Source organism: Clostridium bowmanii (assembly GCF_018861315.1).
Taxonomy (GTDB): Bacteria; Bacillota; Clostridia; order Clostridiales; family Clostridiaceae; genus Clostridium_AD; species Clostridium_AD bowmanii.
On the sequence record NZ_JAHLDL010000017.1, the window covers coordinates 34,906 to 48,294 of the forward strand.

11 protein-coding genes are annotated in these 13,389 nt (G+C 29.6%); 6 read left to right on the forward strand and 5 right to left on the reverse strand.

Annotated elements, in window-relative coordinates; genetic code table 11:
• Window positions 1-695: 695 nt before the first annotated feature.
• Window positions 696-878, forward strand: a complete 183-nt coding sequence (locus KPL51_RS12670) for a hypothetical protein (RefSeq protein WP_216161980.1) — start codon at window positions 696-698, stop codon at window positions 876-878.
• A gap of 121 nt (window positions 879-999) precedes the next feature.
• On the opposite strand, the gene KPL51_RS12675 is transcribed toward KPL51_RS12670, so the two are convergent.
• From KPL51_RS12675 to KPL51_RS12685, 3 genes are all read right to left on the reverse strand, one after another.
• Window positions 1,000-2,154 (reverse strand): metallophosphoesterase, encoded by a 1,155-nt coding sequence (locus tag KPL51_RS12675; protein WP_216161982.1) that lies wholly within the window; start codon window positions 2,152-2,154, stop codon window positions 1,000-1,002.
• A gap of 57 nt (window positions 2,155-2,211) precedes the next feature.
• Window positions 2,212-4,101: a type I pullulanase gene (gene pulA, locus KPL51_RS12680; RefSeq protein WP_216161985.1), complete on the reverse strand. Its 1,890-nt coding sequence runs from the start codon at window positions 4,099-4,101 to the stop codon at window positions 2,212-2,214.
• Window positions 4,102-4,198: 97 nt separating this feature from the next.
• On the reverse strand, window positions 4,199-5,197 hold the full coding sequence (locus KPL51_RS12685; protein WP_216161989.1) for a LacI family DNA-binding transcriptional regulator: 999 nt from the start codon (window positions 5,195-5,197) through the stop codon (window positions 4,199-4,201).
• Window positions 5,198-5,764: 567 nt separating this feature from the next.
• Between KPL51_RS12685 and pgmB the strand changes: the two genes are divergently transcribed.
• From pgmB to KPL51_RS12705, 4 genes are all read left to right on the forward strand, one after another.
• The gene (gene pgmB / locus KPL51_RS12690) at window positions 5,765-6,412 is read left to right on the forward strand and encodes a beta-phosphoglucomutase (protein WP_216161992.1); all 648 of its coding nucleotides are present in this window, start codon (window positions 5,765-5,767) and stop codon (window positions 6,410-6,412) included.
• Between the two features lie 44 nt (window positions 6,413-6,456).
• A complete protein-coding gene (locus tag KPL51_RS12695; protein ID WP_216161995.1) occupies window positions 6,457-8,763 on the forward strand; it encodes a family 65 glycosyl hydrolase domain-containing protein in 2,307 nt (768 codons plus the stop codon).
• Between the two features lie 152 nt (window positions 8,764-8,915).
• Window positions 8,916-9,371, forward strand: coding sequence for a hypothetical protein (locus tag KPL51_RS12700; RefSeq protein ID WP_216161998.1), 456 nt, complete (start codon window positions 8,916-8,918; stop codon window positions 9,369-9,371).
• Between the two features lie 140 nt (window positions 9,372-9,511).
• Window positions 9,512-10,048, forward strand: coding sequence for a protein kinase (locus KPL51_RS12705; protein WP_224854173.1), 537 nt, complete (start codon window positions 9,512-9,514; stop codon window positions 10,046-10,048).
• Between the two features lie 71 nt (window positions 10,049-10,119).
• On the opposite strand, the gene KPL51_RS12710 is transcribed toward KPL51_RS12705, so the two are convergent.
• The gene (locus KPL51_RS12710) at window positions 10,120-10,599 is read right to left on the reverse strand and encodes a PIN domain-containing protein (RefSeq protein ID WP_216162003.1); all 480 of its coding nucleotides are present in this window, start codon (window positions 10,597-10,599) and stop codon (window positions 10,120-10,122) included.
• A 304-nt stretch (window positions 10,600-10,903) separates the two neighbouring features.
• On the opposite strand from KPL51_RS12710, the gene KPL51_RS12715 reads away from it, so the two are divergent.
• On the forward strand, window positions 10,904-11,092 hold the full coding sequence (locus tag KPL51_RS12715; protein WP_216162006.1) for a hypothetical protein: 189 nt from the start codon (window positions 10,904-10,906) through the stop codon (window positions 11,090-11,092).
• A gap of 94 nt (window positions 11,093-11,186) precedes the next feature.
• Here KPL51_RS12715 and KPL51_RS12720 read toward each other — a convergent pair whose 3' ends face one another.
• Window positions 11,187-13,196: a YgiQ family radical SAM protein gene (locus KPL51_RS12720; protein ID WP_216162009.1), complete on the reverse strand. Its 2,010-nt coding sequence runs from the start codon at window positions 13,194-13,196 to the stop codon at window positions 11,187-11,189.
• Window positions 13,197-13,389: the final 193 nt, after the last annotated feature.

Here is a 13,389-nt window from a genome sequence, read left to right on the forward strand (position 1 = left end):
TTTAAGTTGAAAATCAAGTTATCATCATTGTTAATATTTAATGGAACTTGATTTTTTTAATTTTATTATAAATTTTCCTTGCATTATTTAATATTATGTTATACAATGAAAGAGTTACTTAGTAGAAACAACATATTTTTAAGATTACAAACTACTTGCCAATACGTAGCGAAAAATCGGATCATTAATCACATAACAAGAGAAGCATGAATTTTACAATTTCAATTCTTTAATTCTTACCCTCTTCATTCTAAAATTTCTTAATGAATCCTTATTAAAAGTTTTGTTAAATAACGTACTGATAACACTTATAGCATATATTAATTTGTTATAAGTTGATTTAAACTTAAATTTAAGGCATTAACAATTAATAATTGTTTTTGATCTTATTTATAAACAAGGAGGTGTTTTTATGAGAAAAGATGAATTAGTTGAAATTACAGAAGATGTAATTAATGAATGTTTAGAATGTTTAGACTAATAATAAAAAGCAAATCTATCACTGTTGCCGCTGTAGTGAAGATTTCTTTTTTTTTATGATGTTATTGTTAAATTTTTAACTATCAATATACTTTGAATAATATTGACCACTAAAAAATATTTTTAAAAATAGTTCCACAAATAGAGGAAATTTCTTTTAAGCAGAGAATATATAACAGTACAGAATATTCTGTACTTGAAAGGGAGGGCATAAAATGTTAACGATTTCTTTTATTAGTGGTGACAAAGAATTACTAGATTTAAAACAATCTGAATCTGATCTGTTTAAAAGTTGGTTTTACAATTTTGAAAACTCCAGACCCCATGAGGTTAATACAATGGGTAAAAAATATTTGTTTAACAAAAAGGCGATAGCTTATATTGAGATAGAGCCTTAGGTTTTATCATTTCATCAAATCAATGAATAATTCTTGATATTAATTAAAATAAAGTAGAAAAAACTGCATCTCTTATGGGTGCAGTTTTTTCTACTTTAAGTCAGCTATATAACTAATTTTATTATTTAAACTCTAGTTCTACTTGAACAATTTCTGAGGATGTTCCTATTCTTATAGGAGGTCCCCAGGTTCCAACCCCGCTTGAAACCACAACATTATAATTCCCCTTTGTAAGTAATCCAAAATCATTTTCAAATAATCTTTTAGTGACAATATTAGCTGGTAACAATTGCCCATTATGGGTATGACCTGAAAATTGAAGGTCAACCCCCGCTGTTTCTCCTTCGCTAAAATTTACTGGCTGATGATCGATTACAATAATAGGTAAAAGTTTATCTGTATCTTTAAGCAATTCATCCATCTTTTTTCGTTTAGTTTTAGAGTATCTCTCATAGGATAAATCCTCTCTGCCCACAATGTAAAAACTATCCTCGATTTTCACCGTTTTATCCCTTAATAGATTAAAACCTGCGGAATTTTCATATTCATAAGCAATTTTATCTATGGAGCCTCCATAATACTCATGATTACCAAAAACAGCAAAAACTCCATATTTAGAATGTATTTTTTGGAATTCTATGCCCATGTCTTGATCAATAAAAGGCTCTATATAATCATCTACAATATCACCAGCTAGTATTACTATATCTGCGTTTAATTCATTTATTTTGATTACCATCTTTGAAAGTCTCTGTTTATCAACTATGTCGCCAAGGTGTAAATCCGAAAGCATAACAATATTTAATTTCTTTAATTGGCCTGCATCCTTGTTGATTTTCAATGCATACTTAGTCGTTTTAATATTTGTAGCATTGTAAGTTCCGTATATTAACAAGACAGCTACAATAATAATTGCCCCAACATTAGACACCAAATATATTTTTTGTAAAACTTTGGCACCTATGAATGAAAATCTTTTAATACCTAAAATTAATTTTACAATATCAATGACTCCTAATAGTATTATGAAATATAAAAATGCTGAAAGCCAGTAACCGCCTAATATATTAAGAAACTTTTCAAAAAAATGCGGCACTTTATCTTTACTAATTCTTGCTGTTATAAAAGACAAAGCAATAAAAATAAACATTGCCCAATATAAATATATACTAATTTTGGGGATTACTGTGTTTATAAGTAACCACCCTTTTTTACCAACATAAATATTGGCAGCTATAAAGATTAAGAAAGAAAAAAATATTTGAAAATAAATCATTTGTTCCTATTGCCTCCAAACTTAAATATTTTCGGTTTATCTTTTAGTATTTTAACATCATCTACATAGGATATAGGTGGATATAGAAGGTACACTTACCTCATTAACACAAGTCTTAGGTCCTTTACGTACTCCTGCTTTATTTACTTCATATTCATTGGCTAAAACTCTCCACTCATAACAATCGGGTAAAAGAACTTTTATATCTGTTTTGTTAGAATTATGAATTATAATTAATTTATTGTACTCGTTTTTAAAGGTGGATGTTAATTCATAAGCTATACAATTACAAGGTGTATCAAGGAATACTAAAGACTTTCTTACCTCATAAGCATTGTCTAATGTCATAACCTTTTGGCTTTTTCTTAAAGCAATTAACCCCTTTATATATTCATAAGTTTCTGCAAACTCAGATTTCCTATTCCAACATATTTCATTCACAGTGTCACCGGCATTATAGCTATTATGATTTCCTTGCTTAGTCCTTAATATTTCCGACCCACCTTGAATAAAAGGTACTCCTTGGGAGGTAAGTATTATAGATAAAGACAATCTATTCATTTTTTCTCTTTCTAAAGGAGTATTATTAGGATTGCTTTTTTCAAATTTATCATATAAGCATAAATTATCATGCGCACTTACATAGTTTATTGATTCTCCAGGTTCTTTCGCGAAATCACATATTTTGTCATTGTATTTGATACCACCAACAATACCTTTTTTCACTTCGAGTTCAAAGCCCACTCCACCATTTACAAATCCCACCTGGCCTCCATCATTGTCTCCCTTTACGGCATTTCTCATAGCATCATTAAAGAGTGATACCTGCATACCCTTTTGACTACCTTTTATTAGTTGCAACGATGAAGGTAATGATGATGGCCCACCTGTCCATGGTTCACCATAAATAACGATATTTGGATTAATAATTTTTGCTTGCTTAATTACCTCTTTCATTGTATCAATATCATGAAGAGCCATTAAATCAAACCTAAATCCATCGATTTTGTATTCCTCTGCCCAAAATGCGATACTATCTACTATGAATTTTTTCATCATTGGTTTCTCTGACGCAGTTTCATTACCACAACCAGAACCATTAGTATAGTTGCCGTACCAGTCTTTTCTATAATAATATCCCGGCACTAATACTTCCATTGGTGAATTTTCAAAATCAAAAGTGTGATTATACACAACATCCATGATTACGCAGATACCATTTTCATGTAGTGTTTGAATCATAGTTTTAAACTCTCTAATTCTTACAGTGCCATCTTGGGAGTCCGTAGCATAAGAACCCTCGAGAACATTAAATAAATAAGGATCATATCCCCAATTATATCCGCCTACCGTTTCATCCACAGTGGCAAAATCATAAACAGGTAATAGATGAACATGAGTTATTCCAAGATCTTTAAGGTGGTCCAGACCTGTAACAACACCTTTAGAGGTTTTAGTGTTTTTTTCTGTAAAAGCTAAATATTTCCCTTTGTTTTTAATTCCTGAGTCTTCTGATACTGAAAAATCTCTAACATGAAGTTCATAAATTACTAACTCAGTTCTGTTAATTGGTAAAGGTCTTTTATGATTTTCCCAATTATGTGGATTTATAGAATTGAAATCAACAATCATACTCTTCTTACCATTTGCATTTGCACCTTTGGTATATATATCTTGTGTTTCCTTTTCAATCCCAGAGTTTGTTACTAAATAATTATAATATTTATTTTTAAAATCACCATGGAGACTAAGGAACCAAACCCCTTTTTCTCCTTTATTCATGACATGTTTTTTCTTTATCTCAGCATTGAAAGTCTCATACACAACTACTGAAATCTCTTCCGCATTAGGTGCCCAAACTTTAAAAGTAGTGCCATGAGTAGTATAAACTGCACCTAAATCATTTCCATTATAAGTGAAGTTGTTGCTTTCTAATACTTCATTCATTATCTAATCTCTCTCCTTAAAAATAATAAAAACTATAGTGATACGCTCTATTCATATTATGCAAGTACACTTAAAAAATAACTCTAGAAACCTAGAGTTATTTAGTTGATTCTCTTTCAACTAATTTTGTATCAATAATATAATTAGTTATATATTCCTTTTCATTTTCTAATTTATTAATTAATAGTTTAACTGCAAAATAACCTAATTCTTCAGAATTAATATCCACTGAGGATAGTGAAGGATTTCTGTAAGCAGTTAAGGGGGTATTATTAAAACCAACAATTGAGATATGATTTTGCGACATTTCACTAATAGCTTTTGATGCGCCAAAGGCAATCAAATCATCAGTAGTGACAACCGCTGTAGGATTTGAGTTTTCTAAAATTTTTTTCATAGCCTCATAACCACTAGTTTCTGTGAACTCCGCTACTTGAATCATATTTTCGTCTATTTTTACACCAATATTCTCCATTGCTTTTTTATAACCCTCTAATCTATTTATAGTAACATTAAGTGTAGGTGAACCACCTATAAATGCGATTTTCCTCTCACCCTTTTGTATAAGATAATTTACAACACTGTACATGGCATGAAAATTATCATTATCAACCCATAATAATCCTTCGGTATCTTCTGGTTTACCAATTACTACAAAAGGATAATCTGACTCTTTTAAATATGCAATACATTTGTCATTCTTTCTTACTACAGGCAAAATAATCCCATCAACTCTTCTGCTATTCATTAAACTTGCTATGTACTCTACTTCTTGATCTTCATTATTACTGTAGGTATACATAATATAATATCCTTTTTTTTGAGCATAATGACTTATGCCCCTCATAATTTGAATAAAAAATGGATTAACAAATAAATCTTCATCTGTATTAGGTAAAATAAGTCCTATAGTTTTTGTTGTTTTACTAACTAAGCTCCTAGCTATTGCATTAGGATGATAATTCATTTCCTTCATTGCTTTATAAACCTTTTGTTTTGTTGCATCACTAATTTTGGGATTATCCGCAATTACTCTGGAAACCGTAGATGGTGATACATTTGCTATCTTTGCTACTTCTCTTATAGTTACTGACATGAAAACTTCACTTCCTACTTTCTAAAAATATTATATACTAATTATATTATTAAATGTAATTTTGTGCAAGGATAGCTTATATAAAGGTTAGATATAATACAGAATAAATAAGTAGTATATTAATTTGTTTTGAGTTATGTCTAATTATATTTAAACTCATTGATATTATATTGTGCAATCGGTTGCAAAATTATTTAACTTGATTATAATGTTTCGCTTTATATTCTGTCAATAGCAATATTGTTTTACTTATATTACTATTTCTACTTTTGCTACCCTTATTTTGTTACACCATTGAAATCATTGAATGCATACTAATTTTTTTTTCAAGAGACAAGGTTCTCTTTAATAAAAAAATAATAGAAATTATTTTGTGCAAACGCATTCACAAATCATCAATTTTATATTATTATATTAAAGTAAGGTTAATTTATTTTGTTAATATTGTTATTTTGATGAAATCATAATTTTTAACTTCTACTTATAAGCTCAAAACATTATATCTAAAACCATTAAGTAAGAACCTTTATTACTATAGTAATTTACATAAACATAAAGGAGGAAGCTATGCACAACATTAAAGGATTTATATTTGATTTAGATGGGGTATTAGTTGATACGGCAAAATATCATTATTTAGCATGGAGGCGATTAGCGGAAGAACTTAATATTGATTTTTCACTGCGAGACAATGAAAGATTAAAAGGTGTAAGCAGAATGCAATCATTGGAAATCATATTAGAGATAGGTAATATCACATTGAATGATGCGACAAAAATTGAACTAGCACAAAAAAAGAATAATTGGTATGTGGAGTATATTTCTAAATTAACTCCAGAGGATATTTTACCTGGGGTCATAGGTTTCTTAGAAAGTGTGAGGGATAATGGTATAAAAGTTGCATTAGGTTCTGCAAGTAAGAATTCTATGCTTATTCTTGACAAGTTAAATTTAACTAATTACTTTGATGCCATAATTGATGGCACAAAAGTGTCTAAAGCAAAACCTAATCCTGAAGTTTTCTTAAAAGGTGCTGAGGCTCTTAATCTATTGCCTAACCAATGTATTGTTTTTGAAGATGCAGAAGCTGGGGTGGAAGCTGCCATTAATGCAGGAATGTATTGTATTGGAATAGGTTCTAAAGATGTATTGAAAAAAGCTCATTTAGTCCTTTCAGGATTTTATAATATGACTTTTGATAAATTAGAACTATAAGTATCAGATTAATTAATAATTGTTAATTTAACAGGAGGGTTTTAATGGAACACTATTATAAATTAAATGAATGGAATATTATTGAACAAGGATTTAATTCCGATAAAAATGAAATATCTGAAAGCATATTCAGTTTAGGCAATGGATATATGGGACAAAGAGCAAATTTTGAAGAAGAATATAGTGGTACATCTTTACAAGGAAATTATATAGCTGGGGTTTATTATCCTGATAAAACAAGGGTAGGCTGGTGGAAAAATGGATATCCAGAATATTTTGCTAAGGTTTTAAACTCAACAAATTGGATTGGTATAGATATTAAAATTAATGACATTACTTTAGATCTTGCTAAATGTACTGTAAAAGAGTTTGAAAGAGTTTTGAATATGAAAAAGGGCTATTTACAAAGAAGCTTTAAAGCTACACTTTCAAATGGTAATGAGATTGAAGTAACTTCTAAAAGATTTATTAGTATGATTCGTGGGGAAATAGGAGTAATAAAGTATGCTATAAAACCATTGAATTTTAGTGGTAAATTAGAAATAACACCTTACCTTGATGGGGATGTTATGAATTCTGACTCCAATTATGATGAGAAGTTCTGGGATGAGATTTCCAAAGAAGTTAACCCTTACGCAGGATATTTGCTATTAAAAACCAAAAAATTAGATTTTCATATCTGCACATATATGAACTATGAAATAACTGTTAATGATAAAATAATTAAACCTGTTATCGCATTAAATCAAAGTGAAAAATATGTTGCCAGTACCGCTTTAATTTATTGTAATGAAAATGACGAAGTTATAATTTATAAATATGTAGCTAATACTTCATCACGATATTATGATATATCCAAATTAGTCCGAATAACTAAAGAGCTTTCTAGCAAAGCGAAAAAAGATGGATTTGAAATGTTATTAAAAGAGCAAGCTGATGCTTGGAAGGAAAAATGGAAGGAAAGCGATATAGTTATAGAAGGTGATATTTCTGCACAACAAGGGATTCGATTTAATATATTTCAATTAAATCAGACCTATACTGGAGAAGATCATAGGCTAAATATAGGACCAAAAGGTTTCACTGGTGAAAAATATGGTGGAAGCACTTATTGGGATACTGAAGCTTACTGCATCCCCTTCTACCTAAGTACTTCTGAAGAAAAAGTATCAAAAAACCTATTATTATATAGATATAAGCAGTTAGATAAAGCCATAGAGAATGCTACAAAGTTAGGCTTTACAAATGGGGCAGCATTGTATCCAATGGTAACAATGAATGGTGAAGAATGCCATAATGAGTGGGAAATAACGTTTGAGGAAATTCACAGAAATGGAGCCATAGCTTATGCTACATACAATTACGTGAACTATACTGGAGACAAGTCTTGCCTTGGTGAATTTAGTTTTGAAGTACTTGCAGCAATATCAAGATTTTGGGCTCAAAGAGCAACTTTCTCTAAAAGTAGAAATAAATATGTGATTCTAGGGGTTACTGGGCCTAACGAATATGAAAACAATGTAAATAATAACTGGTATACAAATAGAATTGCCTGTTGGACTTTAACGTATACACTAGAGGTTATAAATTATCTAAATCAAAATGAGCCTGAACGGTTAAGTGAACTTAATAAAAAGCTTAATTTTAAGGACGATGAAATTATTACTTGGAAGAATATTATTGAAAATATGTACTATCCATGCAATGAAGAACTTGGGATTTTCCTTCAACAAGATGGATATATGGACAAAGAACAGATATTAGTTAAGGACCTAGATAAAAAAAATCTACCAATAAATCAAAAATGGTCATGGGATAGAATATTACGCTCTTGCTTTATCAAACAAGCAGATGTACTTCAAGGCATTTACTTATTCGAACAGGATTATAATACTGATACAATTAAAAGAAATTTTGATTTCTACGAACAAAGAACAGTTCATGAATCTTCCTTATCCCCTTGCATTCATACTATTTTGGCTGCAAAAATAGGTAATTATGATAAAGCTTATGAAATGTATTTAAGGACTTCTAGACTTGACCTTGACAATTATAACAATGACACAAAGGATGGTTGTCACTCCACAAGTATGGCAGGAACATGGATGGCGGTAGTTCATGGTTTTGGAGGGCTTAGGGTTATAGATAATAAACTAGTTTTAAATCCAATCATTCCAGATCACTGGAAATCATGCTCCTTTAAAATAATTTTTAGAGGTGCACTTCTGAACATTAAATTTAATGCAGACTTTCTTCAAATACAAAATGAAAAGGACGTAGCAGTAGATTTATCAGTGTATAAAAAAGATTATAGGCTAAATGGAAATGATTTATTAGAGGTCAAAATATAATACAGCTTATATTGTACCAAAAGCCTTAGCATTTATTTTAATCGCTAAGGCTTTTACTGTTTACTCATGACACTTATTTTGATAAAATTAGAGAGGTTTACATTATTATTAATTAAATAAACACAAGATGAATTAATCAATGGAGGGTAATGATGACTTTTACTAATATAAAAATTAAAGCAATAGCCGATAGGATTATGAATAGAGCAGTTAAAAGTGGCTTTAAGAAGGATGAAATGGAGGATTTTTATATAGAATCACTGCTGAAGCAAACTACGTCTCCTAGAATCAAAGAGTTTATTGAACTATCCTATTATAAGGGTATATTTAAAGGACTTCAATATTCGGAAACCTTAATTAATTTAAATATTGCACAAGAGTGTACTAGAAGTTCAGTAGATGAATTTCAAAAATGTAATACTGAATTGATTAAAAGACTAGAAGATCTTAATAGCATGGTTTTTAAGATTAAAGAACCACCCCAAAATACGGGTAAAATAATTCAAGATGGAAGAAGCTTTGTTTCCTATAAGAACAAATTTATAAGTAACATTAAGGATGCAATAAAAATGGCATTGGATAATAAAGCTTATCTAGAAAAAAAGTAGTTATAATACTTTTTTTCTAGATAAAAGATATACTTATAAATTTTCATCATATAATATAGTAATATAACTATAAAGAAGATGATGATAATATGAATGAAGACGGCAGCTATTATATTAGGTTAAATAGTAGGGTGGAAAAAATGATTAGAGCCTCAGAATTTTTAGGTTCTGGTCATAATGGAATAGTATATTTACTCCCTAACCAAAGAGTAATTAAAATTTTTAAAGATAAAAGAATTTGTGACAAGGAATATAACATTTTTATGAAAACTAGAAAAAGCAAATACTTTCCTAAAGTCTATGAACATGGAGATTACTACATTGTACGAGATTTGGCAGATGGACAGCGCCTAGATAAGTATATCAAGAAGCATGGTATCACTAAAGAAATTTCACATAACCTTGTGAAGCTTATTGTGGAATTTAAGAGGCTTAATTTTAAAAGGCTAGATATTAGATGTAAAGACTTGTACTTAAAAGAAGGTTTTTCAATTACTGTAATTGATCCTAAAAATAATTATTCAAAAAAAGTGAATTACCCCAGACATCTAATGAAAGGATTAAACAATTTAGGTGTATTAAACGAATTTTTATCGGTAGTTAGTGAGGTCGACCCTGAGTTTTATAAGCTATGGGATTCTAATTTTAAGCAGTATTTAGAAACGACTATTAAATAAGTCACAATGGTCTAAAATAGCATAAGAGGCTGAAACTCAATAAAATTTCAGTCTCTTATCCTATTGTATTATTATAAGACATTTAAATCTTTCAATTCATCTAGGAATTCTTGAAAGTTTAAGACCCTAGAAGCATCTAATATGATTTTTGCACTTCGGAGCATTTTTTTATCTTCCGTAACAAGTGTATAGTCTTTATTATTTTCACATAGCTCAATTAGACTATAGTCATTTATAGAGATTTTCTCTCCATTAATAAAATATATATTTTTGTTCTTCTCATACTTAATAAAAGCATCACGTAATCTCTCTTCATTGTCGTTAGGACTGTTATTGTTAACAATATGCCCTAACAATTTCAAAAATTTATTAGAGAGTATAAAGTCTTCCTTGAATTTTATATACTCTTTTACAGATAATTCTCCAGCAATATCTTCGGAAATTTTAAAATCAATAAATTCTATATTCTCAATAGAATCCAGTAAGGTAGGATATTTATTCCACACTTTTATTACAATATTAGTATCCAATAAATACTCTTTATAAATCATTTTTTTATCTCCTTCTAGAATAAATCTATATTAGATTTTCAATAAAAAGATATCTTTATTTTTATTCTTCCCATTAATTTTAAAATACCATTAGTGTACATTTTAATCACCTACTATTATTTATTAATATTATATTCGCTAATAAATAAATGGTTAACTATTATTAAATTTCTTAGAAATTTAACCTTGATAAATATAAGTAATGGCACTATAATTTAGATGCACTGTAGTTTAAATAGTAGTATTTGATTTTGTAACATTATATAATGAAAGGAGTAGCTGCTTTGCAGCTAAAAATAAAAATATGGAAGTACATGTATTTTTAAAAGGTAGTAAAGAAGCTGTTATTTATAAAGGGGATAGAATTGATGTATTGGATTTTGAAATGAACAAAGTTAAATATAAACAAATTAGATATTTTAGAAAAGGCATCAGTAAAAGTGAACTAGTAGAAGAAGAAGGTATCAACAAAATAGTTAAAGTTGAGTTATAGTAATCTTACAACAACCCTAAAGGGATAGTGGTTTACCGCTTTATTAATAAATACCTACATCCAATACATGGATGTAGGTATTTATTATAGTTTACTATTTTCTTTTTTTGTTTTTAGCTTTGTTTTTATTTTCTTGTCTACTTCCAAAGCTTACCTTATTCCCAGTTATTGTAGGTTTGTTTTTCTTTTTATAGTTTTTATCTTTAGTATTATCTTTAGTCGTACCTTTTATATTTCTTTCTTTTTCTCTATCCTTTTGTTGCTTTGGTTTTGCGTTTGAGGTACTTAAATATTCCATATTTTTTTGACCCCTTGGTTTTACTAAACACTTAGGTCCGTAACCAATTAAATCTTCCCTATTTGCTTCTATTAAAGCTGAGTATACTAAATCATATTTCATAGGATCTCTATATTGAAGCAATGCCCTTTGCATAGCTTTTTCATGCTTGGTTTTAGGTACATGGACTTCTTGCATAGTTTCAGGATCAATTCCTGTATAAAACATGGTTGTTGATGGTGTTCCTGGAGTTGGATAAAAATCTTGAACTTGTTCAGGTTGATAATTAGTATCCCTAAGGTATTCAGCTAGTTCTACAGATGAACTTATGTTGCATCCTGGGTGGCTAGACATTAAATAAGGAATAAGATATTGTTTCTTTCCTATTTTTTCAGTAGCCTTATAAAATTTCTCTCTGAATTTATCATAAGTTTTCCCAGCTGGTTTGCCCATGAATTTTAAAACTTTGTGAGATACATGCTCTGGTGCAACTTTTAGCTGCCCACTAACATGGTGCTCAATAAGCTCATTAAAGAAGGTATCATTTTTGTCTGCCATAATATAGTCATAACGTAATCCTGAACGTACAAAAACTCTTTTAACATTTGGTAATTCTCTAAGCTTTCTGAGTACGTTTAAATACTCCATATGATCAACATTTAAATTCTTGCATGGAGCAGGATGTAAACATTGCTTATCTTTGCAAGCACCTACTTTTAATTGTTTATCACATGCGGGCTTTCTAAAATTGGCGGTAGGCCCTCCTACATCATGGATATATCCTTTAAAGCCCTTTAATTTTGTAATTTCTACTGCTTCCTCTATTAATGAATTTTCACTTCTGCTTTGAACAATTCTACCTTGATGAAAGGTTATAGCGCAGAAAGCACAGCTACCAAAACATCCTCTCGAACTAACTAAACTGAACTGAACTTCCTCTATAGCTGGTATTCCACCAAATTTTTCATACATAGGATGATAATTTCTTTGGTAGGGCAAGCCATAAACAACATCTAACTCTTCCCTAGTAAGAGGCATTTCTGGTTTATTTTGCACAAGATACTTATTAGTATGCTTTTGGACTATAACACCTCCCCTAATAGGGTCTTGCTCATCATACTGTATTTTAAAAGCCTCTGCATATTTTTTCTTATCATTGCAGACTTCCTTATAAGATGCTATTTCAACATGTTCACCTATATTTTCTATATTCTCTGTTACATAACAAGTTCCAAGTTCATGTGTAATATCTTTTATATCTATACCTTCATTTAATTTATTTGCAACGTTAACAACTTGTTTCTCACCCATGCCAAATATTAGTAGATCTGCACCACTATCTATTAGCATGGACTTTCTTACCTTGTCACTCCAATAATCATAGTGTGCAAACCGCCTTAAACTTGCTTCTAACCCTCCAATAATAAGAGGAATACCTTTATATGATTCTCTTATTTTATTACAGTATACTATTGTTGCTCTGTCAGGCCTAAGGCCCATCTTTCCATCAGGAGAATACAAATCTTTTTCTCTTACTTTCTTGCTTACGGTATAATGATTAACCATAGAATCCATATTACCAGCATTAACTAGGAATCCTAGCCTTGGTTTGCCGAGTTTCTTAAAGTCTTCTGTATCCTTCCAATTAGGTTGAGCTATTATTCCTACTTTATAGCCTTCACTTTCTAGAACCCTTGAAATGATTGCCGTTCCAAAACTATGATGATCTACATATGCATCACCAGTAACTATAATAAAATCTAATTCAGTCCAACCTCTATCTATAATATCACTCATACTAATAGGTAAATATTTATTATCCGTCATTATTTCCACCTTCTTTTACTTTAATCGTAAATTTCAATATTTAATTCAAAATATAATTATAGCATTCTTTACGATTTATTTCTTTTAAATATTAATTTTAATATTTACCTTGTTTTATATGAAATATATTTCTACTTAATATTGTAAGTTATTGTTAACTGTAGTTTCATAGAAATATTATTTTAATAAAAAT